This window comes from Sphingomonas caeni (assembly GCF_026013415.1).
GTDB classification, from domain to species: domain Bacteria; phylum Pseudomonadota; class Alphaproteobacteria; order Sphingomonadales; family Sphingomonadaceae; genus Sphingomonas; species Sphingomonas caeni.
On the sequence record NZ_JAPDOK010000008.1, the window covers coordinates 62,164 to 89,161 of the forward strand.

The 26,998-nt window shown below is 67.7% G+C and carries 29 protein-coding genes and 2 riboswitches; of the genes, 15 read left to right on the forward strand and 14 right to left on the reverse strand.

Annotation, left to right across the window (positions count from 1 at the left end; genetic code table 11):
* Positions 1-3: 3 nt before the first annotated feature.
* From OF829_RS17135 to ispH, 5 genes are all read right to left on the reverse strand, one after another.
* On the reverse strand, positions 4-1,002 hold the full coding sequence (locus OF829_RS17135) for a DUF4861 domain-containing protein (RefSeq protein ID WP_264941368.1): 999 nt from the start codon (positions 1,000-1,002) through the stop codon (positions 4-6).
* Entirely contained in the window at positions 999-2,138 is a 1,140-nt protein-coding gene (locus tag OF829_RS17140) for a glycoside hydrolase family 88/105 protein (RefSeq protein ID WP_264941369.1), read from the reverse strand. The genes OF829_RS17135 and OF829_RS17140 overlap by 4 nt, the downstream gene beginning before the upstream one ends.
* A gap of 127 nt (positions 2,139-2,265) precedes the next feature.
* A complete protein-coding gene (rnhA, locus tag OF829_RS17145; protein WP_264941371.1) occupies positions 2,266-2,706 on the reverse strand; it encodes a ribonuclease HI in 441 nt (146 codons plus the stop codon).
* A complete protein-coding gene (thrB, locus tag OF829_RS17150) occupies positions 2,703-3,659 on the reverse strand; it encodes a homoserine kinase (RefSeq protein ID WP_264941372.1) in 957 nt (318 codons plus the stop codon). Before thrB ends, rnhA begins: the two co-directional genes overlap by 4 nt.
* Positions 3,660-3,759: 100 nt before the next feature.
* Positions 3,760-4,710: a 4-hydroxy-3-methylbut-2-enyl diphosphate reductase gene (ispH, locus tag OF829_RS17155; RefSeq protein WP_264941373.1), complete on the reverse strand. Its 951-nt coding sequence runs from the start codon at positions 4,708-4,710 to the stop codon at positions 3,760-3,762.
* A gap of 153 nt (positions 4,711-4,863) precedes the next feature.
* Between ispH and OF829_RS17160 the strand changes: the two genes are divergently transcribed.
* Positions 4,864-5,487: a hypothetical protein gene (locus OF829_RS17160; protein WP_264941483.1), complete on the forward strand. Its 624-nt coding sequence runs from the start codon at positions 4,864-4,866 to the stop codon at positions 5,485-5,487.
* Here OF829_RS17160 and OF829_RS17165 read toward each other — a convergent pair.
* On the reverse strand, positions 5,484-6,548 hold the full coding sequence (locus tag OF829_RS17165; RefSeq protein WP_264941374.1) for an acyltransferase family protein: 1,065 nt from the start codon (positions 6,546-6,548) through the stop codon (positions 5,484-5,486). The two genes, OF829_RS17160 and OF829_RS17165, sit on opposite strands and share 4 nt — an antisense overlap.
* A gap of 126 nt (positions 6,549-6,674) precedes the next feature.
* Positions 6,675-6,814, forward strand: a riboswitch (glycine riboswitch).
* Positions 6,815-6,922: riboswitch (glycine riboswitch) on the forward strand.
* Positions 6,923-6,985: 63 nt separating this feature from the next.
* On the opposite strand from OF829_RS17165, the gene gcvT reads away from it, so the two are divergent.
* From gcvT to OF829_RS17195, 6 genes are all read left to right on the forward strand, one after another.
* The gene (gene gcvT, locus OF829_RS17170) at positions 6,986-8,137 is read left to right on the forward strand and encodes a glycine cleavage system aminomethyltransferase GcvT (RefSeq protein ID WP_264941375.1); all 1,152 of its coding nucleotides are present in this window, start codon (positions 6,986-6,988) and stop codon (positions 8,135-8,137) included.
* A gap of 3 nt (positions 8,138-8,140) precedes the next feature.
* Positions 8,141-8,512 carry a glycine cleavage system protein GcvH gene (gcvH, locus tag OF829_RS17175; RefSeq protein ID WP_264941376.1) on the forward strand — a complete coding sequence of 124 codons (372 nt, stop codon included), beginning with the start codon at positions 8,141-8,143 and terminating at the stop codon, positions 8,510-8,512.
* Complete coding sequence (locus OF829_RS17180; RefSeq protein WP_264941377.1) at positions 8,509-8,898, forward strand: hypothetical protein; 390 nt, start codon at positions 8,509-8,511, stop codon at positions 8,896-8,898. The genes gcvH and OF829_RS17180 overlap by 4 nt, the downstream gene beginning before the upstream one ends.
* A 10-nt stretch (positions 8,899-8,908) precedes the next feature.
* Positions 8,909-10,267, forward strand: a complete 1,359-nt coding sequence (gcvPA, locus tag OF829_RS17185; protein ID WP_264941378.1) for an aminomethyl-transferring glycine dehydrogenase subunit GcvPA — start codon at positions 8,909-8,911, stop codon at positions 10,265-10,267.
* Positions 10,264-11,832 (forward strand): aminomethyl-transferring glycine dehydrogenase subunit GcvPB, encoded by a 1,569-nt coding sequence (gcvPB, locus tag OF829_RS17190; protein WP_264941379.1) that lies wholly within the window; start codon positions 10,264-10,266, stop codon positions 11,830-11,832. Before gcvPA ends, gcvPB begins: the two co-directional genes overlap by 4 nt.
* A gap of 162 nt (positions 11,833-11,994) precedes the next feature.
* Positions 11,995-12,447: a phage tail protein gene (locus tag OF829_RS17195; protein ID WP_264941380.1), complete on the forward strand. Its 453-nt coding sequence runs from the start codon at positions 11,995-11,997 to the stop codon at positions 12,445-12,447.
* A 166-nt stretch (positions 12,448-12,613) separates the two neighbouring features.
* Here OF829_RS17195 and OF829_RS17200 read toward each other — a convergent pair whose 3' ends face one another.
* Positions 12,614-13,090, reverse strand: coding sequence for a methyltransferase family protein (locus OF829_RS17200; protein WP_264941381.1), 477 nt, complete (start codon positions 13,088-13,090; stop codon positions 12,614-12,616).
* A gap of 81 nt (positions 13,091-13,171) precedes the next feature.
* Here OF829_RS17200 and OF829_RS17205 point away from each other — a divergent pair, with 81 nt between their 5' ends.
* Both OF829_RS17205 and OF829_RS17210 read left to right on the forward strand, forming a co-directional pair.
* Positions 13,172-13,681 (forward strand): cytochrome c biogenesis protein CcdC, encoded by a 510-nt coding sequence (locus OF829_RS17205; RefSeq protein ID WP_264941382.1) that lies wholly within the window; start codon positions 13,172-13,174, stop codon positions 13,679-13,681.
* The gene (locus OF829_RS17210) at positions 13,678-14,259 is read left to right on the forward strand and encodes a class I SAM-dependent methyltransferase (RefSeq protein WP_264941383.1); all 582 of its coding nucleotides are present in this window, start codon (positions 13,678-13,680) and stop codon (positions 14,257-14,259) included. Before OF829_RS17205 ends, OF829_RS17210 begins: the two co-directional genes overlap by 4 nt.
* On the opposite strand, the gene OF829_RS17215 is transcribed toward OF829_RS17210, so the two are convergent.
* Positions 14,234-15,142 (reverse strand): DMT family transporter, encoded by a 909-nt coding sequence (locus tag OF829_RS17215; RefSeq protein ID WP_264941384.1) that lies wholly within the window; start codon positions 15,140-15,142, stop codon positions 14,234-14,236. The genes OF829_RS17210 and OF829_RS17215 overlap by 26 nt on opposite strands.
* Positions 15,143-15,183: 41 nt before the next feature.
* Positions 15,184-15,969: a hypothetical protein gene (locus OF829_RS17220; protein ID WP_264941385.1), complete on the reverse strand. Its 786-nt coding sequence runs from the start codon at positions 15,967-15,969 to the stop codon at positions 15,184-15,186.
* A gap of 68 nt (positions 15,970-16,037) precedes the next feature.
* On the opposite strand from OF829_RS17220, the gene OF829_RS17225 reads away from it, so the two are divergent.
* Genes OF829_RS17225 through OF829_RS17235 form a run of 3 tightly spaced genes read left to right on the forward strand, consistent with a single transcriptional unit; the run spans position 16,038 to position 19,190 of the window.
* On the forward strand, positions 16,038-17,564 hold the full coding sequence (locus OF829_RS17225) for a proline--tRNA ligase (protein WP_264941387.1): 1,527 nt from the start codon (positions 16,038-16,040) through the stop codon (positions 17,562-17,564).
* Positions 17,561-18,163: a TIGR02466 family protein gene (locus OF829_RS17230; RefSeq protein WP_264941388.1), complete on the forward strand. Its 603-nt coding sequence runs from the start codon at positions 17,561-17,563 to the stop codon at positions 18,161-18,163. The genes OF829_RS17225 and OF829_RS17230 overlap by 4 nt, the downstream gene beginning before the upstream one ends.
* 13 nt (positions 18,164-18,176) lie before the next feature.
* Entirely contained in the window at positions 18,177-19,190 is a 1,014-nt protein-coding gene (locus OF829_RS17235; protein WP_264941389.1) for a pectinesterase family protein, read from the forward strand.
* Between the two features lie 5 nt (positions 19,191-19,195).
* On the opposite strand, the gene OF829_RS17240 is transcribed toward OF829_RS17235, so the two are convergent.
* From OF829_RS17240 to OF829_RS17255, 4 genes are all read right to left on the reverse strand, one after another.
* Positions 19,196-19,849, reverse strand: coding sequence for a hypothetical protein (locus OF829_RS17240; RefSeq protein WP_264941390.1), 654 nt, complete (start codon positions 19,847-19,849; stop codon positions 19,196-19,198).
* A 54-nt stretch (positions 19,850-19,903) separates the two neighbouring features.
* A complete protein-coding gene (locus OF829_RS17245) occupies positions 19,904-20,236 on the reverse strand; it encodes a PilZ domain-containing protein (RefSeq protein WP_264941391.1) in 333 nt (110 codons plus the stop codon).
* Between the two features lie 47 nt (positions 20,237-20,283).
* The gene (glpD, locus tag OF829_RS17250; protein WP_264941392.1) at positions 20,284-21,732 is read right to left on the reverse strand and encodes a glycerol-3-phosphate dehydrogenase; all 1,449 of its coding nucleotides are present in this window, start codon (positions 21,730-21,732) and stop codon (positions 20,284-20,286) included.
* 252 nt (positions 21,733-21,984) lie between these two features.
* Positions 21,985-22,653 (reverse strand): carbonic anhydrase, encoded by a 669-nt coding sequence (locus OF829_RS17255; RefSeq protein ID WP_264941393.1) that lies wholly within the window; start codon positions 22,651-22,653, stop codon positions 21,985-21,987.
* Between the two features lie 236 nt (positions 22,654-22,889).
* On the opposite strand from OF829_RS17255, the gene rnr reads away from it, so the two are divergent.
* The 3 genes from rnr to OF829_RS17270 all read left to right on the forward strand — a co-directional run bounded on the left by rnr (position 22,890) and on the right by OF829_RS17270 (position 25,835).
* A complete protein-coding gene (rnr, locus tag OF829_RS17260; protein ID WP_264941394.1) occupies positions 22,890-25,136 on the forward strand; it encodes a ribonuclease R in 2,247 nt (748 codons plus the stop codon).
* A 62-nt stretch (positions 25,137-25,198) separates the two neighbouring features.
* Positions 25,199-25,507 (forward strand): hypothetical protein, encoded by a 309-nt coding sequence (locus tag OF829_RS17265; RefSeq protein WP_264941395.1) that lies wholly within the window; start codon positions 25,199-25,201, stop codon positions 25,505-25,507.
* Between the two features lie 4 nt (positions 25,508-25,511).
* Positions 25,512-25,835, forward strand: a complete 324-nt coding sequence (locus OF829_RS17270) for a hypothetical protein (RefSeq protein ID WP_264941396.1) — start codon at positions 25,512-25,514, stop codon at positions 25,833-25,835.
* Here OF829_RS17270 and OF829_RS17275 read toward each other — a convergent pair.
* On the reverse strand, positions 25,828-26,985 hold the full coding sequence (locus OF829_RS17275; RefSeq protein WP_264941397.1) for a saccharopine dehydrogenase family protein: 1,158 nt from the start codon (positions 26,983-26,985) through the stop codon (positions 25,828-25,830). The two genes, OF829_RS17270 and OF829_RS17275, sit on opposite strands and share 8 nt — an antisense overlap.
* Between the last annotated feature and the right edge of the window lie 13 nt (positions 26,986-26,998).

The window sequence follows — 26,998 nt, forward strand, 5'->3', positions numbered from 1 at the left end:
CGGTCACCCCGTCACCGCGATGCCCCGCGATATCTGGCACGGTCTCGCGGCGGGAGCCTCATCGGCGCGGTCGAAGTCGGCCGCGGCCGATCCGGCCCAGGCTTCGAAAGCGGCCCGGGTCTTCGGCGCGCCGGGTTCCTGAATCCAGGCGGCGGCGAAGGCGTAGCGGAAATGGCTGGGGTTGCAGAAGCTGATGCTGATGTCGGTCTCCCCGATATCGAGCGCGCCGATCGAATCGGTGCGATAGAAAAGCACCATGCCGAGCTCGTCCTTGGCGAGGCTCTGCACCCCCCAGGTTCCGATAAAGGCCCAGCGTCCCGATGCGCCGCGAACGATCTCGACCCCGGGATGACGGATGATCCCCGCAATCATTTCGGGGACCGAGCCCCTCACATCGGCCGTGACCTCGGTGATGCGTGAGCCCGCGGGGAGGGCATAGAGCGCGCTGAGGTCCGCCGGGCCATCCTTGCCGGCAAAGCCCAGGCTGGTGACGCGCACCGCGGCGCGTCCGGGGGCATTGACCACGGTGGCGCTGATCCGCGAGCGGCCGAGCTGGGTGACGCCCCAGCGCCGGGTCTCGGCGTTCGCGCGCATGACGCCGATCCCGCCCGCGCCGAGCGACTGGTTGACCTGCAGGATGTCCTGCCCCCAGTCCGCCATCGCGTGATAATCGTCCTTGCCCTGGCCGATATGCGGCAGCACCGGGCGGGGCAGGCGCTTGCCGTAGATGTCGGGCACGTTGCGCTCGTCGAGATAGAGGCGGTAGGCGACCTTGTCGCTTTCCCAGCCCGGCCCCTCGAACGCGATCAGCGCGTCGCGCGGGCCATGTTCGGCGGGCGGCGCGAAGCTGTCGACTTGGGTATAGGCGCCGCCGCGATAGATGCCCTCGGCGTCGCGGGTGCCGCCCTGCTGCACGTTGAGCGTCGCGAGGGCATAGGGGGCGGGGGCATCCTGTGCCGCCATCAGCAGCAACGGCAGGCCCAGCAGCAGCACAGCCTTCATCGCACCGTCTCCAGATCGAGGATCGCGGCGCCGGCGAGCAGATAGGCGCCCGTGCCGTAGAATTGGGAGTCGTTCGCCGCGACCGCATCGGGCCGGTCGCTGACCTGCTGCACCCAGCCGAGCCGTCCGTCGGGCTGGATCGCGCTGTTGAGGGCGGCCCAGCCGCGGGTGACGGCGGGCAGATAGGTGCCGCGGTCGAGGATGCCTTGATGGATACCCCAGGCCATGCCGTGTACGAAGAATGCGGTGCCGCTGGTCTCGTCGGCGGCGGTAACGGGATCGCCGAGCAGGGAGGGCGGCCAATAGCCGTTCGGCCGCTGGAGCTTGACCAGCCGCGCGGCCAAGCGGCGGAACAGGCCGACATAATAAGCGCGGCGCGGATCGTCCCTGGCGATCGAGGGAATGATCCGCGCGAGGCCCGAAAACACCCAGCCATTGCCGCGGCTCCAGAACAATTTCTCGCCGTGCGTGCCCTTGCGGCTGAAGAAGCGGCTGTCGCGGAAATAAAGGTTCTCGCTAAGATCGAGGAGGTAGGCGGTGGTGGCGCGGAACTCGCGGTCGGCGAAATCGGCGTAGCGCGGGTCGCCGGTGGCCTTGCTCAGCTGCCACAGCGTCGGCGGCGCCATGAACAAAGCGTCGCACCAGCACCAGCGGTCGGTGCAGGCCGAATCGCCCGCGTCGGGGGTGCGGGGGATGAATTCGAGGCCGACGGTGGAAGGTGCCGCGAGCATCCGGTCGAACTGGGCGCGGGTGGGCGCCAGCACCTCGGGTGTGCCGCGCTGTGCCGCCCAGATCCAGGCCGACCCGATCAGATGATCGTCGGCATGATGGAGGCGCTCGCCCATCGTCCAGCCGAGCGCGGTGCCGGTCGCGCGGATCGCATCGATGAAGCGCGAGCTCTTGCTGCGGTCGGCGAGGCCGGTGAGCGCGACCCAGAAGGTCGCCGCCTGCCAGTCGCGGGCGTCGCGGGGGCGGGACCAGGCGGGGCCCGAGATATAGGAGGGATCGAGATGCGCGAGCTGCCAGTCGGCGAGCCTCTCCATCGAGGCGAGGACCTTATCGCGCGGCGGGAGCTGCTGGGCCTGGGCGGGCACGGCGAGCAGCATCGCGGCAAGCGCGGCGAACATCCGCAACATGGCATCCCCTCTTGTTTGCGTCAGGAGGCCGTGCCGGGGCGACGGTGTCAAGGGCCTCAGAGACGGGATCCGTGTTCCTCAATCGTCATCCTGGCTTCCGCCGGGATGACGATCGAAGAAGGGAAATCTAGCGCGCCGTCGCCGCGTCGCTCGCCAGCTTGTCGGCGCGGTCATTGTCGGGGTGGCCCGAATGGCCCTTCACCCAGACCCACTGGACCTGATGCGGCCGCGCGGCCTCGAGCAGGGCGAACCACAGATCGGCATTCTTGACCGGTTTCTTGTCCGCGGTCTTCCAGCCATTCTTCATCCAGCCATGGACCCATTTGGTGAGCCCATCCATGACGTAGCGGCTGTCGGTCGAGAGGGTGACGCGGCAGGGGCGCTTGAGGGCCTTCAGGCCCTCGATCGCGGCCTTCAGCTCCATGCGGTTGTTGGTGGTATGCGACTCGCTGCCCGATATTTCCCTCTCGGTGCCGCCCATGCGCAGCACGACACCCCAGCCGCCGCGCCCGGGATTGCCCTTGCACGCGCCGTCCGTGGCGATTTCGACATGCTGCATTTCGGTCATGCGAAAAGGCTGGCCCCATGTTCGGTGTAGAAATCGAGGCGGCGCAGATAGGCGAGCGGGTCCTTGCGCGTCACCATCGCGTCGGCGGGGGTGTTGAGCCAGTCCCATGCTCGGCTGAGCAGGAAGCGGATCGCTGCGCCCTCGGCGAGGATGGGGAGCGCTGCACGTTCCTCGGCAGACAGGCCGAAGGCGGCGTCATAGCCCTCGATCAGCGCGCGGCCGATCGCGGCGTCATAGTCATGCCCGGTGCCGTCGAACGCCCAGGCGGTGTGCATGATCGCGAGATCGAAGGCGCGGACATCGGTGCAGGCGAAATAGAAGTCGATCAGCCCGGTCACGCGGTCGCCGAGCATCAGGACATTGTCCGGGAAGAGATCGGCATGGATCGCGCTGGTCGGCAGGTGCGCGGGCCACTGCGCGAGCACCTTGTCCAGTCCGCCCGAGACGCGGTCGAACAGGCGGGGCTCGATCCTGTCGAGGTCGCGGCCGCACCGGGCGAGCTGCGCGGCCCAGGTGGCGTGACCCATCGAGTTCGGGCGGTCGCGCGCAAAATCGGCGAGGCTGGCGTGCATGTGCCCCATCGCCTGCGCGGCGGCGCGGGCCTGGCCAGCGGTGGGGTGGGTGACCGAGACGCCGGTGATGAACTCGATCAGGCAGGCAGGGCGGCCCCGAAGCTCGTGGATCGCGCGCCCCGCGCGGTCGCGGATCGCGGGGGGGACGGGGTCGCCATGCGCCTTGAGGTGATCGAGCAGCGCCATGAAATAGGGCAGGTCGTCCGCCGCGACGCGCTTTTCGTAGAGGGTCAGGATGAAGCGGCCCTGGGTGGTATCGACGAGATAGTTGCTGTTCTCGACGCCCTCGGCGATGCCCTTGGCGGAGACGAGCTCGCCGACGTCGAAGCCGCTCAGGAAGCTGGACAGGGCCTCGGCGGAGACTTGCGTGTAGACGGCCATTACATCGTCACCCCGGCGAAAGCCGGGGCCCCGGGCCCGGAGCGCATCGCTTGCGACTCTGGGTCCCGGCTTTCGCCGGGATGACGATCGGGGTGGTGCCTCATGCCGCTTCGAGGCCGCGCGGGAGCTTGAACACCACCTGTTCGGCGACGGTCTCGACCTCGCGCTCGCTTACCTCGAAATGCTCCGCGATGCGGTCGACCAGCTCGCGCACCAGCAGCTCGGGGGCCGAGGCGCCTGCGGTGATGCCGACGCTGCGCGCGCCGGCGAACCAGGCGAAATCGAGATCGTCGCCGCGCTGGACGAGATAGGCGGGGGTGCCGTTGCGCTCGGCGACTTCCACCAGGCGAAGCGAGTTCGAGCTGTTGGGCGCGCCGATCACCAGCACCAGATCGACCAAAGGCGCGATCGCCTTGACCGCGCTCTGGCGGTTCGAGGTGGCGTAGCAGATATCGTCGGGGCCGGGCGCGAGGATCGCCGGGAAGCGGCGCTTGAGCACGCCCAGCACCGCGGCGGTATCGTCGACCGACAGCGTCGTCTGGGTGAGGAAGGCGAGGTTGGCGGGATCGGCGGGGGCGACGGCCTCGGCATCCTCGACCGTCTCGACCAGGGTCATCGCCCCCTCGGGCACCTGGCCGAAGGTGCCGATCACCTCGGGATGGCCGGCATGGCCGATGAAGAGGATGTGCTTGCCGCTCGCCACCAGCCGCTCGGCCTGGCGATGGACCTTGGAGACCAGCGGGCAGGTGGCATCGAGATAGTCGAGTCCGCGCTCGGCGGCCTTGGCGGGGATCGCCTTGGGCACGCCGTGCGCCGAGAAGACTACCGGCGCGCCGTCGGGCACCTGATCGAGCTCGTCGACGAAGATCGCGCCCTTGGCCTTGAGACTGTCCACGACGAACTTGTTGTGGACGATCTCGTGCCGGACATAGACCGGCGCGCCATATTTGCCGATCGCCAGCTCGACGATGCGGATCGCGCGGTCGACGCCGGCGCAGAAGCCCCGCGGGGCGGCGATGAGGAGGTCCAAGGGCGGCCTTATTCCGGACATGGCGCGTCCCTACGCGATTGCTTGCACCGGCGGAAGGCGCTTCCTATGGTGCCGCCGCGTTTCGGACCGGGCGTGAATCCGCGCCGGGCCCGCTGTTTTTGTTGAAAGGTCTTGCCGCTCGTGACCGTCGCCAAGTTCGCTGTTCCCGCCGCCATGCTCCCGGCCTTCCTGCTCGTAGCCGGCTGCGCCCAGACCGGAGAGATCGACACGCGCGGCGGCGTCGGCATCACTTCGCTGCGTTCGCCCTGCCCGCGCGTCGGCGTGCCCGCCGGGACCGGCGACGTGACCCTGTTCAACCCGCCCGCCAGCCGCGAGGCCCAGGCGATCGACGTCAACGCCGTGATGACCAATGTCGTCTCGACCTGCGACGATTCGGGCGAGCAGGTGGTGACCAATGTGACCTTCGACGTCTTCGCCCGCCGTGCCAGCGCCGATGGCGCGCGCGACGTGACGCTCCCCTATTTCATCACCGTGGTGCGCGGCGGATCGTCGGTGATCGCCAAGCGCGTCGGCCAGGTGACGCTCCACTTCGACGCCGGCCAGCTGCGCGCGAGCGCCAAGGGCAGCGCGAACGCCACCGTGTCGCGCTCGGCCGCGACGCTCCCCGCCGAGGTCCGCGAGCGTCTGAGCCGCCGCCGCCGCGCGGGCGACCAGGACGCCGCGATGGACCCGCTCGCCGATCCGGCGATCCGCCAGTCGGTGGTCGCCGCGACCTTCGAGGCGCTGGTGGGCTTCCAGCTGACCGACGACCAGCTGAAGTATAACGTCACCCGCTAAGCGGCCGATTCGGCGCCGAGGTTGGGGCCGCTGCGGCGAGGCCGCAGCTTCATCAGCCGTTTCTCGACAATCTCGTGGAGCAGGATTCCCGCGATCAGGCTGGCGGCGATCAGCAGCAGCGCGCTGACCGGCCGCGGCAGCGCCGCCGCGAGCCCGCTCGCCACCAGCAGTTTGGCGCCGACCGACAGGGCAAGCACGTGCACGAGATAAAGCGCATAAGAAGCGTCGCCGAGATAGGCGAGCCAGCGCGGCACCCGGATACGTCCTTGCGCTTCGGCGGTGACGAGCCCGACGATCGCCGCCCCCGCGCCCAGCCCCATCGCGTTCCGGGTGAGGCCCCGCGCCAGCGGGGTGAATTCGTCCGCCCAGGCGGAGACCGCGAACAACGCGACGCCCAGCGCCACCCATAGCAACGGTCGCGCGATCCCCCGCCGCGCCACCAGCGCCGCGCCGCCGCCGATCAGGAACAGCAGGATCCAGGGATTGGTGAAGAAGGATAGCGGGAAAAAGGGTTCGGGCAGGAACATCCGCGCCACGGCCGCGGCCGCCCAGAGCAGGATCAGTGGTTTGAACAGCCGGGGAAAGGCGAGCAGGCCGGCGAAGACCAGGTAGAAGAACATCTCGAACTGGAGCGTCCAGGCGACGCCCAGAATCGGCATTTCCGGGGTGGGGAGCAGCAGGATACTGGCGACGATGTAGAAGGGATCGGTCTCGATCCCCTTTCCGGTGCCGGGGATGAGGAAATAGACCGGCAGGATCGCCAGCAGCGCGGCCCAATAGGTCGGATAGATGCGCAGCGCGCGCTTGTAGAGGAAGCGGCCGGCGGCGGCGCGCTCGCCGAGGCGGCCGGCATAGAGCCAGGTCATCAGGAAGCCGCTGAGAACGAAAAAGAATTCGACGCCGACATGACCCGTCCTGAAGGGGACGAACAGCTCGCCGGGGAAATATTTGGCCTTGTCGAAGATCGATCCGTTCAGGTGGAACAGCACCACCGCGAAGGCCGCGGCGGCGCGGCCCGCCTGCAACGTATCCAGACGCTCATGCTTCGCTGCGTCCGACACGCGACACTCCCTTTTCCGGCGCGCAGGATAGGCGTTGTGCGCTGCGGCGGGCAACCCCGTCAAAAGCGATTGACTCGCGTCCGGACGCGGGCGAGTAGCTGGAACGTCTGCGGCGGTTCGCCAATGCGGACGCGCGCGGGAGAGTGTGGGGCTTCTCTCCAATCGTAGCCGGCTTGCCGGCGGTTCGATTGGAGCAAGAGGATGTCCCACCGCCGAAGGAGCAACCGCCCCGGAATCTCTCAGGCATCAGGGACCGCGCGCGTCAGGACACTCTGGAAAGCGTCGCTCGGAAGAGTGGCCACCGAAGGGGTAATCCGCAGTCGCTCAGGCTATGGCGGAGAAAGCTCTCAGGTTCCCGTGACAGAGGGGGCGATGGACTTGGATGCGCTTCGGCGCGTTGGAGCGCCGTCGATTCCCCTCGAAGCCGGAGTGCCGCGATGAGCCAGGATATCCAGGACGAAGCGCTCGAAACCGAGCTGCTCAACCTCCCGCTCGACCAATGGCATCGCGACCGCGGCGGCCGGATGGTGCCCTTTGCCGGCTATGAAATGCCCGTCCAATATGAGGGCATCATGGCCGAGCATCTCTGGACGCGCGCGCATGCCGGGCTGTTCGACGTTTCGCACATGGGCCAGCTCGTCTTCTCGGGCGCCAATGGTGACAAGGGGGGGCTGGACGCCGCGCTCGAAGCGCTGATGCCCGTCGATCTTGCCGCCGCGAAGATCGGCAACCCGGTCTATTCGCTGCTGATGGCCGAGAATGGCGGCATCCTCGACGATCTGATGCTGACCAAGCGCGCCGACGGATCGATCTACATGGTCGTCAACGGCGCGTGCAAATGGGACGATATCGGGCATTTCCGCGAGCATCTGCCCGACGAGATCGAGATCAACTATCTGGAGGACTGGGCGCTGCTGGCGCTGCAGGGACCCGAGGCGGTGACCGCGCTGGAGCGGCTGGTCCCCGGGGTCGCGGCGCTCGGCTTCATGCAGGGTGCGGCGTTCGCATGGCAGGGCCATGAGCTGTGGATCAGCCGGTCGGGCTATACCGGCGAGGACGGGTTCGAGATTTCGGTGCCGGCCGAGGCCGTGGCGGCGCTGGCCGATGCGCTGACCGCGTTCGACGAGGTCAAGCCGATCGGCCTTGGCGCGCGCGATTCGCTGCGGCTCGAGGCGGACCTGCCGCTCTATGGCCACGACCTCGATACCGAGACGACGCCGGTCGCCGCCGCGCTCGGCTTCGCGATCAAAAAGCGCCGCCGCGAGGAAGGCGGTTTCCCGGGGCACGAACGCATCATGATCGAGCGCGAGCAGGGCTCGATCGTCAGGCGCGTCGGGCTGATCGTCGAGGGCCGCCAGCCGGTGCGCGAGGGCGCAATCGTGGTCGATGCCGAGGGCAGCGAGGTCGGCAAGGTGACGAGCGGCGGCTTCGCGCCGACGCTCGGGGTGCCGATCGCCATGGCCTATGTGCCGCTCGCGCTCGCCGAGCCGGGCACCAGGATCACGCTTGCCCAGCGCGGCAAGATCCACACCGCGGAGGTCGTGAAAATGCCCTTCGTCCCCCATCGCTATGTCAGAAAGGGAGGCTGACCAATGAGCCGCTACTACACCGAAGATCATGAATGGGTGGAGGTCGATGGCGATATCGGCACCGTCGGCATCAGCGATTATGCGCAGGGCCAGCTGGGCGACATCGTGTTCGTCGAGACCCCCGACGAAGGCAAGGACGTGAGCAAGGGCGACGAGGCCGCGGTGGTCGAGAGCGTCAAGGCCGCGTCGGACGTCTATTCGCCGGTCTCGGGCACGGTGATCGAGGGCAATGCGGCGCTCGCCGACACGCCCGAGCTGGTCAACGAGGACCCCGAGGGCGATGGCTGGTTCTTCAAGCTGACGCTGAGCGATCCGTCCGAGCTGGAAAGCCTGATGGATGAAGCAGCCTATGCGGCGTTCGTCGCCAAGCTGTGAGGGCCGCGTTCGCCCCGATCCTGATGCTCGCGGCCTGCACGCCGGCCGCGCCGCCGCTCTACACGGTCGAGCAGATCGTGCGGCATTGCGAGGCGGTGAAGGGCAAGACGGTGCGGGCGGCGGGCTATCTCGCCACCTGCGCCGGCTATGACTGCAGCCTCTATGCCGATACTTCGACCGGTACGGCTTCGAGGATCGGCATTGGCGGCGGCGCGGCGTTCGACCGCAAGGCGGCGGCGTTCCAGAAAAGCTATGTGATCATCACCGGCCGTGTGGTCGACGAGAAGCATTGCACCGGCGCCGCCCTCGACCGCGCCGCCGGGATCGAACCCACCGATATCCGCGCCTGGACTCCGTCCGAAGGCAAGCTCGCAAAGACCCAATGAGAAGGCCCTGATGCGCTATCTTCCCCTTACCCCCGCCGACCGGCAGGACATGCTCGGCGTCATCGGCGCCACGTCGATCGACGATCTGTTCGCCGATGTGCCCGAGGCCGCGGTGCTCGACGGGCCGATACATGGCCTGCCGCTCCATGCCAGCGAACTGGCGGTCGAGCGGCACATGACCGCGCTGGCGAAGAAGAATCTCGCGGCGGGGGATGCGGCGTTCTTCCTGGGCTGCGGGGCGTACCGTCATCATGTGCCCGCAAGCGTCGACCACCTGATCCAGCGCGGCGAGTTCCTCACCGCGTACACGCCCTACCAGCCCGAGATCGCGCAGGGCACGCTGCAGATGATGTTCGAGTTCCAGAGCCAGGTCGCGCGGCTGCTCGGCTGCGACGTGGCGAACGCCTCGATGTACGACGGATCGACCGCGTGCTGGGAAGCGATCGTGATGGCGCGGCGGGTGACGCGGCGGGGCAAGGCGATCCTCTCGGGCGGGTTGCATCCGCACTATGTCTCGGTCGCGCGGACGATGGCGAAGTTCACCGGCGACGTGCTCGACACGCGGCTGCCGGTGCTGGGCGCGAATCCCGATACCGACGATCTGATCGCGCTGATCGACGACGATACGTCGTGCGTGGTGGTGCAATATCCCGATATTCTCGGGCGGATCGGCGATCTCTCGAAACTGGCCGAGGCGGCGCACGCGAAGAAGGCGCTGCTGGTCGCGGTGGTGACCGAGCCGGTGGCGCTGGGCGCGATCCGGGCGCCGGGCGAGATGGGCGCGGACATCGTCGTCGGCGAGGGCCAGTCGATCGGCGTGGGGCTCCAGTTCGGCGGACCCTATGTCGGGCTGTTCGCCTGTTCGGAGAAGCTGGTGCGCCAGATGCCGGGGCGGCTGTGCGGCGAGACGGTCGACGCCGAGGGCAAGCGCGGCTTCGTGCTGACGCTGTCGACCCGCGAGCAGCATATCCGGCGCGAAAAGGCGACGAGCAACATCTGCACCAGCTCGGTGCTGTGCGCGCTCGCCTGGTCGATCCATATGACCCTGCTGGGCGAAATGGGGCTCAAGCAGCTCGCGGCGATCAACCATGCGGGCGCCAGCGCGGCGGCGGATATGCTGGCGGGCGTGCCGGGCGTCGAGCTGGTGACGCCGAGCTTCTTCAACGAATTCACGCTTCGGCTGTCGAAGGAAGCGCGGCCCGTGGTGCGCGATCTGGCGCACAAGGGCATCCTTGCGGGCGTGTCGCTCGGGCGGCTTTATCCGGGGGCGGGCGAACTGGCCAATGGGCTGGTCGTGGCCGTTACCGAGACCACCACAGAGGAGGACGTTGCGACGCTTGCCTCCGCGCTCCGGGAGGCGCTGGCATGAGCACGATCAACCAGAGCGGCTGGCGGCCCACCACCCCCGAAGCGGGCGAAGCGAGCGGTGCGACCTTCACCGGCAACCGGGCGCTGATGCTCGAGGAGCCGCTGATCTTCGAGATCGGTTCGAGCGACACGACTGGCGTCGATTTCGGCGAGATGCCCGAGGGCAAGTCGCGGCTCGGCGGGCTTGAGCGCAAGAGCATCGGCCTCCCCGGCCTCTCCGAGCCCGAGACGGTGCGGCATTACACCCGCCTCAGCCGCCAGAATTACGCGATCGACCTGGGCCTCTTCCCGCTCGGCAGCTGCACGATGAAGCATAATCCGCGGCTTAACGAGCGCGTGGCGCGCCTTCCTGGGTTCGCGGACCTCCACCCGCTCACCCCGGTCGATTCGGCGCAGGGCGCGTTCGAAGTGATCGACCAGCTCGCGCACTGGCTGATCACGCTCACCGGCATGCATTCGGTCGCGATGAGCCCCAAGGCGGGCGCGCATGGCGAACTCTGCGGCGTGCTGGCGATCCGCGCGGCGCTCGAGGCGCGGGGCGAGGGGGATCGCAAGATCCTGCTCGTGCCGATCAGCGCGCACGGCACCAACCCGGCGACCGCGGCCTTCGCGAACTTCACGGTGGAGGATATTCCGGCGACCGACGATGGCCGCGTGGACCTCGAGGCGCTCAAGGCGCGCCTTGGGCCCGATATCGCGGGCGTGATGATTACCAACCCCAACACCTGCGGGCTGTTCGAGCGCGACATGAAGGCCATATCCGACGCGGTCCATGCGGCCGGCGGTTACGTCTATTGCGACGGCGCCAACTTCAACGCGATCGTCGGGCGCGTCCGCCCGGGCGATCTCGGCATCGATGCGATGCACATCAACCTGCACAAGACCTTCTCGACCCCGCATGGCGGCGGCGGGCCGGGTTCGGGGCCGGTGGTGCTGTCCGAGGCGCTGACGCCGTACGCGCCGCTGCCCTTCGTCGAGAAGGACGGGGCCGGCTACCGGCTGGTCGAGGAGGAGACGGCGGGCGAGCATCATGCGGGCACCTTCGGCCGCATGGTCGCCTTCCATGGCCAGATGGGCATGTTCACCCGCGCGCTGACCTATATCCTCTCGCACGGCGCCGATGGCCTGCGCCAGGTCGCCGAGGATTCGGTGCTCAACGCCAATTACATCCTGCGCTCGATGGAGGATGTGCTCGATGCGCCCTTCGCCAAGTCGGGCCCGTGCATGCACGAGGCGATCTTCAGCGACGAGGGGCTGCCCGAGGGCTTCTCGACGATCGACATCGCCAAGGCGCTGATCGACGAGGGCTATCATCCGATGACGATGTACTTCCCGCTGGTGGTGCACGGCGCGATGCTGGTCGAGCCGACCGAGACCGAGAGCAAGGCGGCGCTCGATCAGTTCATCGGCGCGTTCCGCTCGGTCGCGGCGCGGGCGCGCAACGGCGATCCGAGCGTCAAGACCGCGCCGCACTTCGCCCCGCGGCGCCGGCTCGACGAGACGCTGGCGGCGCGCAAGCCGGTGCTGGCGTGGAAGGATCCGGACGTCGCCCAGGCGGCGGAATAGAGTCTTGGCCGTCATCCCGGCGAAAGCCGGGACCCAGAGCAACAGATGCTGTCGCCCGGGGCTCTGGGTCCCGGCTTTCGCCGGGATGACGACTGAGTGATTGTCCGAATTGCGGCAACTGTCGTATGAACAGAGCTCGTCTCAATTGATGGGTGGAAGATCATGGCCGGTGAAACACAGGACAATGTCTGGCCGCTGCCCAAATTCTACTTCAGCGTGACCTTCGCCAACGGGCTGACCGCGACCTTTCAGGAAGTCACGGGGCTCGACAATGAGGGCGTGACGGTCGACTATCGTCACGGCAACAGCCCGAGCTTCTATCCGATCAAGATGCCGGGGCTGGGCAAGGTCGGCAACGTCACGCTGCGCAAGGGCATCTTCGTGCAGGGCAGCGGACTCTGGGACTGGCTCGATCAGGTCAAGTTGGGCACGATCGCGCGCCAGACCGTGATCGTGAACCTGCTCGACGACACCGGCGCCCCCAAGATGATGTGGACGCTGAACAATGCCTTCCCCATCAAGGTGACCGGCACCGATCTCGAGTCCGAGGGCAATGAGGTCGCGGTGGAATCGGTCGATATCGCCTTCGAGACGATGGTGATCGCGGCGCCCTGAGGGGGCTTGCAATGTAGGATTCGGCTTGCTTGAGTCGGGTGGTCCGGCGCTGCCGGCCGCTCTTTGAATCGTGATCCCGCTGCTTCCAACAGAGTGATGCATTTCCCCTCTGTCAAAGGTCACCAATGAAGCGATGTTGCGCGACCTTTGCGGGCGCCCTCGAGCCTCAGAACCAGCGCCGAGTCGCCGCCTTGTAGGCGAGATAGGGCTCGCCGAACTTGGCCGCCATATAGGCCTCCTCCTTCTCGATCACTTCGCGGGTGATCCAGACGAACAGCGGCACGAGCAGCAGCAGCGTCACCACGCTGTCGAGGAAGAAGGCCAGCCCCAGATAGATCAGCGCCATGCCGAGATACATGGGGTTGCGCGTCCAGCGATAGACGCCGTCGGTGACGACTGCGCTGGCGGGCTTCCACGGCTTGGGATCGGTGCCGGCCTTTTTGAACAGCCCCACCGCGGTCATCATGATTCCGAACCCCATGACCAGCGCAAGCCCGGCGACGATCCGTTCGAACCAATGGCCGAGCGGGATCCCGAGATGCCACCATGAGAATCGGTCGATGATCACGCCCAGCACGAAGGTGCCGATAAAGGCGAGCGGGGGCGGGATGTTCACGCCGGCGCTGTCCCTGTCGATATCCATGGCTTCCTCCCGTAACCCCATATCAGATGGCGCTAATGTTGGGCTTGCGCAACCGTTCGTGCTCGGGGAGAAGCAGGCCCCATGAACCCGAGCGCTTCTCCTCAGGGCAACCTGACCGGCACCGTCATCACGCTTGCGATTATCGGCGTGGTCCTGTTCTTCCGCCTGCGCAACGTGAACCGCGAGCGCCCGCTCAAGCTGGGCCAGCTCTGGATCGTGCCGGGCATCTATGCGGTGGTCGCGGGCCTGCTGTTCTACAGCATGCCGCCCAAGGGCATGGCTATGGCCTATTGCCTGGCCGCGCTGGCGATCGGCGGGGCGCTGGGATGGCAGCGCGGCCGGATGATGCACATCTCGGTCGATCCGGCGACGCAGACGCTGAAGCAGAAGGCGTCGCTCGCCTCGATGTTCTTCCTGCTCGGACTGATCGCGTTGCGCACCGTGGCGCGGGTGGAAGGCTCGGCGTGGCATTTCGACGTGATGCTGCTCACCGACATATTGGTCGCGCTGGCGCTGGGGCTGCTGACGATGCAGCGTGTCGAAATGTATCTGCGCGCCAAGCGCTTGCTGGAGGAAGCGCGCCCGACATGAGGCGCCACGCGCCCGCGACCGAGCGGAACCGCGAGCCGATCGCCGCGGTGCTCGCGGAGGAATTGCCGGCCGCGGGACTGGTGCTCGAGGTCGCGAGCGGGACGGGCGAGCATATTGCCGCCTTCGCCGAGCGCTTCCCCGGGTTGCGCTGGCAACCGAGCGATCCCGATCCGGAAGCGCTGGCCTCGATCGCCGATTGGTGCGCGGCGCTCGCCAACGTCCTGCCCCCGCTGGCTCTCGATGCCGCCGCGGCAGCGTGGCCGGTCGCCCGGGCGGACGCGATCCTGTGCATCAACATGGTCCATATCAGCCCCTGGGCGGCGACCCTGGGGCTGTTGGCCGGGGCGAAGCGGCTGCTCGAACCGGGCGCGCCGCTGATCCTCTATGGGCCGTACCGCCGGCACGGCGTGCCGACCGCGGCTTCGAACGAGCAGTTCGAGCTTTGGCTCAAGGAGAAGAGCCCCGAATATGGCCTGCGCCATGTCGAGGATGTGAGCGCGGCCGCGGAGGCGTTCGATCTGGCACGGCTGGTCGAGATGCCTGCGAACAATCTCATGCTGGTGTATCGGCGGCGCTGACCGGGGCGCCGCGGCGCTGCTCGCGCCAGACGATGTAGAGCCCGCTCGCGATGATGATCGGCGCGCCGATCCAGGTATAGGGCGTTGGCAGCATCCCGAAAAAGGTCCAGCCATAGAGCGTCGCCCAGACCAGGCTCGAATAGTCCATCGGCACCACGGTGGAGACCGGCGCGTAGCGCAGCGCCCCGGTGAGCGCGAGCTGGCCGACGCCGCCGACCAGCCCGATCGCGAGCAGCATCGCCCAGACGGTCCAGTCATGCGGGTGGAAATCGAAGGCGTAGGCGATCGCCAGCGGCGGCACCGAGAGGAGCGAGAACCAGAAGACGGTCGTCCCCGCGCTTTCGGTCTTGCCGAGCTGGCGCAGCAGGATCGCGACGGTGGCGACGAAGAAGGCGGCGGTGAGGCCGACCAAGGTGCCGATCAGCGGGAAATGGCCCCCGCTGGGCTGGGCGACGATCAGCACGCCCGCAAAGCCGATCACCACCGCGCTCCAGCGGTGCCGGCCGACCGTTTCGCGCAGCGCCAGCGCGCCGAGGATCGTGGCGAAGATGGGCACGGTGAAGGAGAGGGTGGTGGCCTCGGCGAGCGGCAGGAGCAGGATTGCGCCGAAGTTGAACACCATGCCCGCGAGCCCCACTGCGGTGCGCCCGACATGCGCGCCGAACCGCGTAGTGCGGATCGTGCCGAGGCCGTCGCCCGCGGCGAGCCACGCCATCACCACCGGCACCGCCCAGAGCTGACGGTGGAAAAGGATCTCGACCAACGAGGCCCCGTGCGCCTCCGCCAGCTTGATCAGCGCCGCCATCGATGCGAGGCAAAAGATCGCGAAAAGGCGCAGCGCGAGTCCGGTCAGGGCGCGATCCGGATTCGGGGCGGCGGGCATGGCACGGCGCTAGGCGGTGCGCACCGGTGCGGCAAGCCCGGTCAGGATGCGGCGGCGCCGAGCAGCCCGAGATAGAATTGGTCGATCCTGTCGGCGGGCAGCGTGGCGATCGCGCGGCGGAAACTGAGCCCGGCGTCGCACTGGACCATGGGATCGAGCGCTGCGCTGCGCCTGGGATCGAAGAAGGCCTTGATCGTCTGGCGGTCGGTTCCGTTCGCCAGCATCGCCTTGTCGATCAGCGCCCAATCGGCGGGGGTCGGCTGCGCGGGACCGCGCCGGACCGGATGGTCGCGTCCGTCGGCATAGGCCTGCCAGTTCGCGACGTGAAAATCGGTGATGGGTTTGACCGGCCCCGAATAGCCCGCCGGAAGCTCGACCGTCCCGTTGGTCACATAGGTGGCGCAGGAGCGCGGATCGGTCTGTTTGAGCGCCTCGATCAGCCCGGTTTCGGCGCGAAGATAGGCGGCGAGCGCGGCGGGCCCGGCCTGGTTCATTTCCTTGCGATGGCGCGCTTCGGCATCGGCGACGAAGTTCGAGATGGCGGTCTGGATCTGGGCCTGGCTCTGGCCGTCCTTGACGCGGCCGGCAATCTCCCAGGTCAGCGCGCGGAACTCGTCGGGATGGGTGCGCTTGATCGTGCGGTAGAGTTCGGCGGTGCTGGCTTCGGCGAACATCGCGCGCTCGACGCCTTCGGGCGTATCCATCCGGGCGGTGGAGGCGCCACCGGCGGCGCCCATCATCGCGCACCGGCTGAGCAGCACCAGCGCGACCAACCCACCAACCCAGAGCGGCGTGCCGCCCTTGTAGCTCTTCTGGACGTAGCTCATGTCCCTGTCCCCCGGGGCAGATAGAACATCATTGGCGGGGCCCGGCAAGTTGGTCTATCGGCGCCCCCATGATCAAGCATGCCCTCAACGTCACCCGCGAAGCGGATTTCAACGCCTGGTATCAGGCCGTCATCGCCGAGGCCGATCTGGCCGAGGAATCGGGGGTACGCGGCTGCATGGTGATCCGGCCATGGGGCTACGGCATCTGGGAGCGCATCCAGCGCCTGCTCGACGATCGCATCAAGGCGACGGGGCACGAGAATTGCTATTTCCCGCTCTTCATCCCGCTCTCCTATTTCGAGAAGGAGGCCGAGCATGTCGAAGGCTTTGCCAAGGAAATGGCGGTCGTCACGCATCACCGGCTGAAGTCGGTGAACGGCAGGCTGGTGGTCGATCCCGAGGCGAAGCTGGAGGAGCCGCTGGTGGTGCGGCCGACCTCGGAGACGGTGATCGGCACCGCGTTCAGCCGCTGGGTCCAGTCGTGGCGCGACCTTCCGGTGCTGATCAACCAATGGGCGAATGTCGTCCGTTGGGAGATGCGCACCCGCATGTTCCTGCGCACCGCCGAGTTCCTGTGGCAGGAGGGCCATACCGCGCACGCCAGCGCCGAAGAGGCGCGCGAAGAGACGATGAAGATGCTCGAGGTCTATCGCAGCTTTTCCGAGGAATGCTGCGCGATGCCGATGATCGCGGGCGAAAAGCCCGAGAATGAGCGCTTCCCCGGCGCGGTGGCGACCTATTCGATCGAGGGGATCATGCAGGACGGCAAGGCGCTGCAGGCGGCGACCAGCCACTTCCTCGGCACGACCTTCAGCAAGGCGCAGGACATCAGGTTCCAGAATGCCTCGGGCGAGCTCGAGCTGGCGCAGACCACCAGCTGGGGTATGACCACGCGGATGATCGGCGCCGCGATCATGATCCATGGCGACGATGACGGGATGCGCGTGCCGCCCCGGATCGCGCCCTGGCAGATCGTGATCGTGCCGATGCTGCGCGACAATGACGAGGACGCTGCGATCGTCGATTACTGCAAGACGCTGCAGGGCGAGCTGGCGAAGCTGAGCGCGTTCGGCGAGCCGGTACGCGCTTTGCTCGATCTCAAATGGACCAAGGCGGCGACCAAGCGCTGGGGCTGGGTCAAGAAGGGCGCGCCGCTGGTGATCGAGGTCGGCGGGCGCGACATGGCGGGGGGCAATGTCTCGGTGATCCGCCGCGACCGGCTCTATCGCGAGGACGGCAAGCTCGACAGCGCGGTCGTCGCGCGTGGGGATTTTGTCGGTCAGGCGGTGGCAACGCTGGAGAGCATCCAGAACGCGCTGTTCGACGATGCCAAGGCGCGGCGCGATGCGGCCATTGCGCGCGACGTGACCGACTGGGCGGGGCTGCTGGCGTTCTTCGAGAAGGGCGGCAAGGGCCTGCTCGAGGTCAACTGGTCGAAGCCCTCGGGCGCCGAACTCGATGCGGTGGCGGAGAAGATCAAGGCGCTCAAGCTGACGCTGCGCAACGTACCGCTCGATGCCGGGGCGCCGACGGGCAATTGCATCTTCACCGGCAAGCCCGCGGTCGAGCGCATCCTGGTCGGGCGGGCATATTGAGCACGCGCGCGCTGTTCGCCTCGCTCCTCTACGAGGCTGCGCTGGGCGACGAGGCGCTGGTCGGGGAGTTGGAGGCGTCGTGCCTGCAACTCGCCGAGGACGATGCGGCCGGGCGGCGCTGGGCGAAGGCGCACGGCTATAGCGGCTATACCAGCTATGCCTCGCTCAACGATCTTCCCTTACGCGATCCGGCGTTCGACGATCTGAGGCGCAAGCTCGACAAGCATGTCGCGGCGTTCGCGAAGGAATGCGCGTTCGATCTTGGCGGGCGCAAGCTCAAGCTCGACAGCCTGTGGGTCAATATCCTCGCCGGCGGGGGCGGGCATTCGGGGCATATCCATCCGCACAGCGTGGTTTCGGGCACGGTCTATATCGCGATCCCCGAGGGCGCGGCCGGGTTGCGGCTGGAGGACCCGCGGCTGGCGATGATGATGGCGGCGCCGGTGCGGCGCGCCGACGCGCCCGAGATGCTGCAAAGCTTCTTGACCGTGACACCGGTTTCCGGGACGATCCTGTTGTGGGAGAGCTGGCTGCGGCACGAAGTCCCGGCGGGCGGCTCCAAGGGCAAACGGATCAGCGTGAGTTTCAACTACCGCTGAGGGGAGACGGTGGATGGATCGGCGAGGCCTGCTGGGACTGGGAGCGGGCCTGGCGATGCAGCCTGCCGTGGCGCGCACCGCGCCGGGCGAGGTGGTGGTCGATCCGCGGCGGGCGCCCGGCACGGTCGGGACGATCGCCGAGGCGCTGGCGGGCGGCGCGACCGTGATCCGGCTTGCGCCCGGTACCTTTGTCGAGAAGCTGACCATCGCCACGCGCGGCGTGACGGTCATCGGCAGCGGACCCGCGAGCGTGGTCAGCTATGGCGCCTATGCCGGGCTCAGAAAGGCTGACGGGAGCAATACCGGCACCAGCGGATCGGCGACGATCACCGTCGCCGCGCCCGACGTCACCTTTCGCAACCTGACGATCCGCAACAGCTACGACTATATCGGGGCGAAGCGCGACAATGCGGGCAATGGAGCGCAGGCGGTGGCGCTGCTGATCGGGCGCGAGGCGGACCGGTGCACGGTCGAGGACTGCGCGCTCGAGGGGTATCAGGACACGCTCTACATCCAGCCGCGGGCGCGGATCACGGGGTGCCGGATCGTCGGCGGGGTGGACTTCATCTTCGGCGGCGGTGCGGTGTGGTTCGACCGGTGCAGCATCGTCACCCGCTTCGTGCCGAACACCGACAGTCTCGGCTATATCGCCGCGCCGAGCACCCCCGCCGCGCAGGAGTTCGGGCTGGTGTTCAGCCACTGCCGGATCGGGCGTGAGCCCGGCGTGCCCGATCATAGCGTGTGGCTGGGGCGGCCGTGGCGGGCGGGGGGCAATATGAGCCTGTTGGGGCAGGCGGCGTTCCTGAATTGCTGGATGGACGGCCATATCCGCCACGAGGGCTGGACCTGGATGGGATACAAGGGCCCCGAGGGCGACCAGCGCAAGCTGACGCCCGAGGAAGCGCGGATGTTCGAGTTCGGGAGCGCCGGCCCAGGCGCGGGGCCGGTGAGCGCGACGCGCAAAGCGCTCGATGCGGCGTCGGCCAAGCGCTTTACCCGGGCGAATGTCCTGGGGGGCTGGCGCTAGCGGCTTTAGCGTGCCGGCATGTGGCGAAAGGCCAGGCCGGTGATCGCGCCGAGGACAAGCCCGGCGATGATTCCGCCCGCGAGCCCGTTGAGCACTGCACCGGCAGGGCCGATCCCCAGATCGATCCCGGCGAACAAGTAGATGGCGGGCAGCGCTGCGCCCCAGCCGAGCGCGTTGAAGACGATCCACCAGCTCGCCCGGCGCGCGGCCCGGCGGAGCACCAGCGCCTGGACCGCGCCGAACAAAGCACCCACGCCGAGCCCGAAGGCCGCGGCCATCCCAAGCGTCACGAGCATCCCGGGATCCGCCGCGGGCGCGGCACTGGCCGGGCCGGCGGCGAACACCGAGAAGGATGATCCGACCGCCCAGCCGAATAGGGCGAGCGAGACCGTGGCGCCGACCCAGGCCGAGCGTGAGAGGCGCGGGTAGAAATGCGCGAGCGCGCGGGCTTGCAGCGTGCCGAGCAGCCAGCCCTCGACAAGTCCCGACAGCGATTTGAGCGCGAGCATCGCCAGCCTCGCCCCGAGCGCCACAGGCTCGGGATCGATCCGGTCGATCGCCACCCACCATAAAGCCGCGCAGGCGATGCCGAGCAGCTCGCCGATCGCGCACGCGACGATCCAGCGGCGAAGATTGGCGGAAGCGAGTGGGTCAGCCATTCCGCCCAGGCTTAACGGGCGTGGCCGACGGGGCGATTGGTAGTTCCCCGGAGGCTAGCAGATCACCAGCGTGAGCGAGCGGACCAGGCTGCGGTCGATCGGGCTGTCGAAGCGGCAGCCGAGATGGGTGCCGTCGTTCCAGATCGCGGTCGCGGCGATGGGAAGGCCTTCGCCGAAGCGCAGCCACAGCCGGTCGCCCTCGGCAAAGCGCGTTTGGCAGGCGAAGCGGCAGCCATAGATGGACAGGTCGTGCAGCTCGGCATCGACGGGGGCGTTGCCGCGCTTGGCCAGCGTGGCGCGCGTCACCTGCACGCGGTGGCGCGGTGCTGCGCGATGCTCGACCAGCGCCGGTGCGACGCTGCGATATTGTGAGAATCGTGTGGCCATGTCCCTCGCCCGTGCCGCGAAGGTGCGGGTCGGATGCTAACAAGACTTTAACGTGGGAAATCGGCAAGGAGCGACGCGACGCGCTGTGCCGCATCCGCGTCCACATGCAGCCCGACCTTGCTCCGCCGCCAGAGCACGTCCTCCGCGGTGCGTGCCCATTCATGGTCGTGCATCCAGCGGACCTCGGTCTCGGTCAGGCCGCCGCCCAGATCCTCGCCCGGATCGGTGACGTCGCGGAGCATGTCGTTGAGCGCGGCGCCATAGGCATGGGCCATGCGCGCCGAGCGGGCGTCCCCCAGGAAGGGCCAGCGGGCACGGACCTGGGCGAGGAAGCGGGGGAATTCGGGGATGGCGCCGCCGGGGAAGACGCGGGCGCGCGTCATGGGCTGGGGCGTGACGCCGAGCCCGGGGGCGAGCTTGTGCATCGCTTCCTCGGCGAGCGCGCGCGCGGTGGTGATCTTGCCGCCGAAGACGGAGAGCAGGGGCGGGCCCTGCTCGTCGAGTTCGAGGACGTAGTCGCGGGTAACGGCCTGGGCCTTGGCCGCGCCGTCGTCATGGAGCGGACGGACGCCGGACCATTTGTAGTGGACGTCGGCGGGGGCGACCTGGCGGGTGAAGTAGCGGTTCACGGCGTCGCAGAGATACTGGACCTCTTCACCCGAGCAGATGGCGTCCTCGGGGCGCTCGACCGGGATATCGGTGGTGCCGATCTCGGTGAATTCGCCCTCATAGGGGATGGCGAAGACGATGCGGCGGTCGGGCTGCTGGAGGATATAGGCATGATCGCCGTCGAACAGGCGGGGGACGACGATATGGCTGCCCTTGACCAGCCGGACCTTCGATCGGGCATCGGCATCGAGGCGGTCGAAAAGCCGGGCGACCCAGGGGCCGGCGGCATTGACGATCGCGCGGGCCTCGACCGTGCGGCCGTCAGAAAGCACGGCATGCCAGGCTTCGCCCTGACGTTTTGCCGATACCAGCTCGGTTCGTGTCGCGATTTCGGCATCATGGGCGGCGGCATCGAGCGCGTTGGCGAGGGTGAGACGGGCATCATCGACCCAGGCATCCGAATAGACGAAGCCGCGATGCTCGCCCTTGAGCGGATCGTTGAAGGCCTTGTCATCCGGGTGGAGCCCGCGCGATCGCGGCAGCGAGGAAGGCGCGGCGAGCAGATCGTAGAGATAGAGCCCCGCGCGGACCATCCACCACGGCCGCACCGAATGGGCGTGGGGAAGGACGAAGGTCATCGGGCGGATCAGGTGCGGCGCGGCACTGAGCAGCCGTTCGCGCTCGTGCAGCGCCTCGCGGACGAGGCGGAACTCATAGGTCTCGAGATAGCGGAGGCCACCGTGGATCAGCTTGGTCGAGGCCGAACTGGTATGGCTGGCGAGATCGTCCTTCTCGACCAGCAGCACCTTGAGCCCGAGCAGCGAGGCCTCGCGCGCGATCGCGCAGCCATTGATCCCGCCACCGACAATGAGGAGGTCGAAGCCCATGCGGGCGGCATAGCCGAAAGCCGCGGAAGTTTAATAAAGTTTAGGCCAAGACGCGGTTTTGCGCCGCCCAGGATCCAAATCGTCCCAGCATGTGAAAGTTGACACTCGCTTCACACTATCGCGCATGTTTTCCGCCGCGCAGTCTCCGGGAGAAATGCGCCGTTTGCGATGCGCGGATCGACAGGGTCAAAGAGCGGCCGGATCGACCGGCCGCGCGAGCGAAGCAGACGAAATCCTACATTGCAACCCGCCCTAATGCGCCGCGCTGGGGATCGGATCGAGGAAGGTTACGTGCCGCGTGTCGAGATCGTAGATCGCGCCGACAATGGCGAGGTCGCCGCGGCGATAGGGCGGGAAGAGGACCGGCTGTTCGGGCGAGCGCAGACGGTCGCGGACGCGGATGACGTTTTCGCGGACCCCGTTGACGACCGGGTCGCCGGGCAGGGTGCGCGCGGCGAGCGCGGCGGGGACGATCGGCTCGACCATCGGGCCAATGCTGCCCGGGAAGACCGCGCTGCCATTGCTCTGGACCACCGCCGTCGCGCCCTCGACCGCGCCGCACTTACTGTGGCCGAGGACGATGATCAGCGGGGTGTGGAACTTGTACACAGAATATTCGACGCTGCCGAGCGACTGGCTGGTGGCCGCGGTGTTGCCCGCGTTGCGCACCACGAACAGCTCGCCGAAGCCGGTCTGGAAGATCAGCTCCGGGGGCACGCGGCTGTCCGAGCAGCAGACCACGGTGGCCCAGGGATTCTGCGCCGCGGCGAGCCCGGCGATGGAGGCCTGGTCGGCCGCCGGGCGCAGCTTGCCGGCGACGAAATCGTCATTGCCGGCGACCAGCTTGGCATAGGCCTGGGCGGGGGTGAGATCGGTGCCGTGGTCGTCGGCCCAGGCGCGGAGCGGCAGGAATGCCGTCATCGGAACCGCGAGCGAACCGGCAAGCATTGCGCGTCGAGAAATTTGCATCCGATCCTCCAATATCTACATTGTTACTGTAGCATAATGAGGATCGATCAATAACGCTTAAGAGTCTTATCTTCTGTGAGGTTTAGTTAGTTAGCGGACGATTTCCCCCTATTTGCGGGAAGGGGAAAGCGGCGCCTTTTGCTGCTTCCGGTTGGTTTTCGGCGCCCGAGTCCCTATCTTCAGGGTCAATGAAAAACCAAAAACAGAAAAACGGGCTGCCCACGCGGCAGCAAATCATCGATTTCATCTCCAATTCCGATACCCCCGCCGGCAAGCGCGAGATCGCGCGGGCGTTCGGGCTGCATGCCCAGGACAAGATCGCGCTCAAGGCGTTGCTCAAGGATATGAGCGACGAGGGACTGATCGACAGCGCCCCCGGCCGCGCCTTCCACAAGATGGGCGGACTGCCCAAGGTCACGGTGCTGCGGATCAGCGATATCGAGGGCGATACCGTCTGGGCGGTGCCCGAGCGCTGGGAAGCCGAGGGCATTCCGGTGCCGCGGCTGCGCGTGCGCGAGCGGGGCGGCAAGGGCTCGGCGCTGGGCGTCGGCGACCGTATCCTCGCGCGCACCGAAGAGGCCGGGAAGGGCTGGATCGCGCATCCGATGAAGAAGCTCGCCAAGGGCGAGGAACTGATGCTCGGCGTGCTGCGCGAAGAGGGCGGCAAGCTCTGGCTGCAGGGCGTCGAGAAGAAGGAGCGGCGCGATTTCCTCGTGTCGGACGCGGGCGGCGCCGAGCCGGGCGACCTGGTGCTCGCCGAAAAGGCCGGGCGGCCGCCGCGGATCACCGCTAAGGTGACGCAGATCCTGGGCGATCCCTTCGCGCCGCGCAGCTTCTCGCTGATCGCGATCCACAAGCATGGCATTCCGAATGTGTTTTCGGAGGAGTTGCTGGCCGAGGCGGCGAAGGTGGCGAAGCAGGGGCTCGGCGAACGCGAGGATTTGCGGCATTTGCCGATCGTCGCGATCGATCCCGCGGACGCGCGCGACCATGACGATGCGGTCTGGGCCGAGGCGACCGAGGGCGGGTGGAACGCGATCGTCGCGATTGCCGATGTGAGTTTCTATGTCCGGCCGGGCTCCGAACTCGACCGCGAGGCGCGGCGGCGGGGCAATTCGGTCTACTTCCCCGACCGGGTCGTGCCGATGCTGCCCGAGGTCCTTTCGGCGGATGTGTGTTCGCTGAAGGAGGGTGTCGATCGCGCGGCGCTGGCCTGTCACATGCAGATCGGCAAGCATGGCGAGCTCAAGCGCTGGCGGTTCAGCCGGGCCGTGGTGCGGCTGATCGGCAATGTCGCCTATGAGGACGCCCAGGCGATCACCGACAAATCGGACGCACCGCTGCTGGACCCCGGCCTTCGCCGGGGAACCGAGCGGTACGACGCCATCGCGGCGGCGCTCAAGCCCCTCTGGGACTGCTGGGGGGCGCTCACCAAGGCGCGGGCGAAGCGGGAGCCGCTCGATCTCGACCTGCCCGAACGGCGGATCGTGCTCGACGAGAAGGGGCGCATCCTGTCGGTCGCGCCGCGCGAGCGGCTCGATGCGCACAAGCTGATCGAGGACTACATGATCGCGGCGAACGTCGCGGCGGCCAAGGCGCTCGAGGCGAAGAAGGCGCCGGTGATGTACCGCATCCATGAGCCGCCCGCGCGCGAGAAGCTGGTGGCGCTCAAGGAATATCTGAAGACGCTCGATGTCGAGTTCGCGCTGGGGCAGGTGATCCAGCCGAAGACCTTCAACCATATCCTCAAGCGGGTGGGCGAAAGCGATTTCCGCGACGATGTGATGCAGCAGGTGCTGCGGACCCAGACCCAGGCCTATTACGGCCCCGCCAATGCCGGGCATTTCGGGCTGGCGCTGGGCAGCTATGCGCATTTTACCTCGCCGATCCGGCGCTATTCGGACCTGGTGGTGCACCGCGCGCTGGTCGCGGCCTATGCGCTCGGGCCGGGCGGGGTGCTCGAGGATCAGGCGAGCATGGAGCGTACCGGCACGAGCATCAGCCAGCTCGAACGCCGCGCGATGGAGGCCGAGCGCGACACGATCGACCGCTATGTCGCCGCCTATCTGGCGAGCCATGTCGGCGAGGTGGTCGAGGCGCGGATCACCGGCGTGCAGCCCTTCGGCTTCTTCGCGACCGTCGAGGGCGTGGGTGGCGACGGGCTGGTGCCGGCGCGCGCCCTGGGGACCGAATATTTCCGCTATGACGAGGCCGGGCAGCGGCTGGTGGGCGATGAGAGCGGGGACGAATTCAAGCTGGGCCAGCGGCTCCAGCTGCGGCTGGCCGAGGCGAACCCGGTATCGGGGGCGCTGCGCTTCGAGCTGCCCGACGGCAAGGGCTCGGCCGGGCGCGGCGCGCACGGGCGCGGGCCGAAGCGCGTGATCAAGCATCGCGGCAGGCCGGCGAATATCCGGCATCAGGGGCGCAAGCGCTGAGCCGTTGAAGGGCCGCCTGCTTCGTGCCATCGTCGCTTCAAGGGATTGACCGGGAGGCGGGAATGGCGACTTCGGCGGCAGCAGCGATGGCGGTGGCGCGGCGGCGCGTGTTCAGCCATTTTTTCGCGGCGAACGCGGTGACGCCCGAGAATGCCGTGCCCTTCGCCACCGACCGGCGGCTGCAGCAGCGCCAGTTCGAGCGCTTCCTCGCGCGCGGCGTGATCCGCGAGGCCAAGCCGGGCCGCTATTATGTCGATATGCCCGCCTGGAACGCCTGGCATTCGGATACGCATATGCGGCTGAAGATCGTGCTGCTGGCGGCGGTACTGGTAATCGGCGGGGTGCTGTTCTTCACCCTGGGCAAGGGCTGAGCGCATGACCGTCCCGGCCGGACCCGTGATCGTCGCGCACGCGACCAACCGCGCCAGCCAGGAGATTACCGGGCATTTCATGGCGCTCCACGCGATCTCGGCGGGCGATGCGGCGGCGTTCGTGCCGCGCCGGCCCGCGGTGCAGCGCGAGTTCGACCGGATGCGCGCCGCGGGGGTGGTGCGCGAGGCGATCAAGGGGCATTACTGGCTCGACGTGCCGGCCTATTATGCCGATGTCCAGAAGCGGCGCTCGAAGATGGTGCCGATCGTGATCGCGGTATCGCTGGCGATCGCCGGGGCGATCATGCTGCTCTACGGCTTCAGCTGAAGCTCAGCCCGGCATGCGCCTCGAGCCGCTTTTTGAGCGGTTCGGCCATGATCGCCACCGGGGTCCAGACCCCGCCTTCGCCCTTCACGTCCTTGATCAGGCAGATCGCGCTTTCGGCGATCATCTTGCTGGTCGAGCCATAGCCCGGATCGCGGTCGCCCTTGACGGTCGCGCGGACCGACTGGCCGTCAGGCATCTCGCCGACAAACACGATCTCGTAATAGCCGGTCTCGCGCTCCTCCTTTGAGGGGCCTTCGCCGGGGGCGGGGCCCTTTTCGGCGTTCATCGGGTTCATCTTGGCGATGGCTTCGGCGGCCGCCTTGCCGAGATCGCCGATGCCGGGGGCGACCATCATCTCGTCATATTGGAAGTCCCGCCCATAGGGATGGCCGAGCAGGAAGTTCGAGCGGTGGACATTCTTGGTGTTGATCACCGCCATCATGAAGGGCGCGACCCAGGCATCGACGGCGGAGTCATATTCGGGGAGCACGCCCTTGGGCTGGGGCGGGCCCTCGAAGCCGGGGGTGAGCGCGAAGGGATCGATCAGCGCCTTGAACACCGAGGGGTCCTTCATCGCGGCGGCGGCAGTGGCCTTGCCGCTGGCGAAGGTGCCGCCCGAGAAGGTGCCCTTCATCGAAAGGACGCGGCCCTTCACGCGCGGGGCGGGCTTGCCGAACTTGGCGATCGCGGCTTGCTCCGCGGCCCAGACGCCGAGATCGAAGGGGATCGAATCGAACCCGCACGAGAAGACGATCCGCGCGCCGCTTGTCCGGGCGTCGGCATCGTATTTGCGGATCATGTCGTGCATCCAGTTGGGCTCGCCGCACAGATCGACATAGGCGGTGCCCGCGGTGACGCAGGCGGCGAGGAGGGGCTCGCCATAGAGCTGGTACGGGCCGACCGTGGTGATCACGCATGCCGCGCGGCTGGCGAGTGCGAGCAGCGCTTGCGGATCGTCGGCATTGGCGGTGATGAGCGGGGTATCGGCGGGGGCGCCGATCTCGTCGCGGACCTCGTGGAGCTTGGTGAGCGAGCGGCCGGCCATCGCCCAGTTGATCGAGCCATCGGCGTAGTTGTTGGCGAGATATTCGGCGACGAGGCGGCCGGTGAAGCCGGTGGCGCCGTAGATGATGATGTCGAACTCGGCCATGTCGCTCTCCTGC

Bases quoted from the DNA above. Each gene is read 5' to 3' on its own strand.
- OF829_RS17135 (WP_264941368.1), bottom strand. From the start codon at position 1,002: ATGAAGGCTGTGCTGCTGCTGGGCCTGCCGTTGCTGCTGATGGCGGCA.
- OF829_RS17140 (WP_264941369.1), bottom strand. From the start codon at position 2,138: ATGTTGCGGATGTTCGCCGCGCTTGCCGCGATGCTGCTCGCCGTGCCC.
- rnhA (WP_264941371.1), bottom strand. From the start codon at position 2,706: ATGACCGAAATGCAGCATGTCGAAATCGCCACGGACGGCGCGTGCAAG.
- thrB (WP_264941372.1), bottom strand. From the start codon at position 3,659: ATGGCCGTCTACACGCAAGTCTCCGCCGAGGCCCTGTCCAGCTTCCTG.
- ispH (WP_264941373.1), bottom strand. From the start codon at position 4,710: ATGTCCGGAATAAGGCCGCCCTTGGACCTCCTCATCGCCGCCCCGCGG.
- OF829_RS17160 (WP_264941483.1), top strand. From the start codon at position 4,864: ATGCTCCCGGCCTTCCTGCTCGTAGCCGGCTGCGCCCAGACCGGAGAG.
- gcvT (WP_264941375.1), top strand. From the start codon at position 6,986: ATGAGCCAGGATATCCAGGACGAAGCGCTCGAAACCGAGCTGCTCAAC.
- gcvH (WP_264941376.1), top strand. From the start codon at position 8,141: ATGAGCCGCTACTACACCGAAGATCATGAATGGGTGGAGGTCGATGGC.
- gcvPA (WP_264941378.1), top strand. From the start codon at position 8,909: ATGCGCTATCTTCCCCTTACCCCCGCCGACCGGCAGGACATGCTCGGC.
- gcvPB (WP_264941379.1), top strand. From the start codon at position 10,264: ATGAGCACGATCAACCAGAGCGGCTGGCGGCCCACCACCCCCGAAGCG.
- OF829_RS17195 (WP_264941380.1), top strand. From the start codon at position 11,995: ATGGCCGGTGAAACACAGGACAATGTCTGGCCGCTGCCCAAATTCTAC.
- OF829_RS17200 (WP_264941381.1), bottom strand. From the start codon at position 13,090: ATGGATATCGACAGGGACAGCGCCGGCGTGAACATCCCGCCCCCGCTC.
- OF829_RS17205 (WP_264941382.1), top strand. From the start codon at position 13,172: ATGAACCCGAGCGCTTCTCCTCAGGGCAACCTGACCGGCACCGTCATC.
- OF829_RS17210 (WP_264941383.1), top strand. From the start codon at position 13,678: ATGAGGCGCCACGCGCCCGCGACCGAGCGGAACCGCGAGCCGATCGCC.
- OF829_RS17215 (WP_264941384.1), bottom strand. From the start codon at position 15,142: ATGCCCGCCGCCCCGAATCCGGATCGCGCCCTGACCGGACTCGCGCTG.
- OF829_RS17220 (WP_264941385.1), bottom strand. From the start codon at position 15,969: ATGAGCTACGTCCAGAAGAGCTACAAGGGCGGCACGCCGCTCTGGGTT.
- OF829_RS17225 (WP_264941387.1), top strand. From the start codon at position 16,038: ATGATCAAGCATGCCCTCAACGTCACCCGCGAAGCGGATTTCAACGCC.
- OF829_RS17235 (WP_264941389.1), top strand. From the start codon at position 18,177: ATGGATCGGCGAGGCCTGCTGGGACTGGGAGCGGGCCTGGCGATGCAG.
- OF829_RS17240 (WP_264941390.1), bottom strand. From the start codon at position 19,849: ATGGCTGACCCACTCGCTTCCGCCAATCTTCGCCGCTGGATCGTCGCG.
- OF829_RS17245 (WP_264941391.1), bottom strand. From the start codon at position 20,236: ATGGCCACACGATTCTCACAATATCGCAGCGTCGCACCGGCGCTGGTC.
- glpD (WP_264941392.1), bottom strand. From the start codon at position 21,732: ATGGGCTTCGACCTCCTCATTGTCGGTGGCGGGATCAATGGCTGCGCG.
- OF829_RS17255 (WP_264941393.1), bottom strand. From the start codon at position 22,653: ATGACGGCATTCCTGCCGCTCCGCGCCTGGGCCGACGACCACGGCACC.
- rnr (WP_264941394.1), top strand. From the start codon at position 22,890: ATGAAAAACCAAAAACAGAAAAACGGGCTGCCCACGCGGCAGCAAATC.
- OF829_RS17265 (WP_264941395.1), top strand. From the start codon at position 25,199: ATGGCGACTTCGGCGGCAGCAGCGATGGCGGTGGCGCGGCGGCGCGTG.
- OF829_RS17270 (WP_264941396.1), top strand. From the start codon at position 25,512: ATGACCGTCCCGGCCGGACCCGTGATCGTCGCGCACGCGACCAACCGC.
- OF829_RS17275 (WP_264941397.1), bottom strand. From the start codon at position 26,985: ATGGCCGAGTTCGACATCATCATCTACGGCGCCACCGGCTTCACCGGC.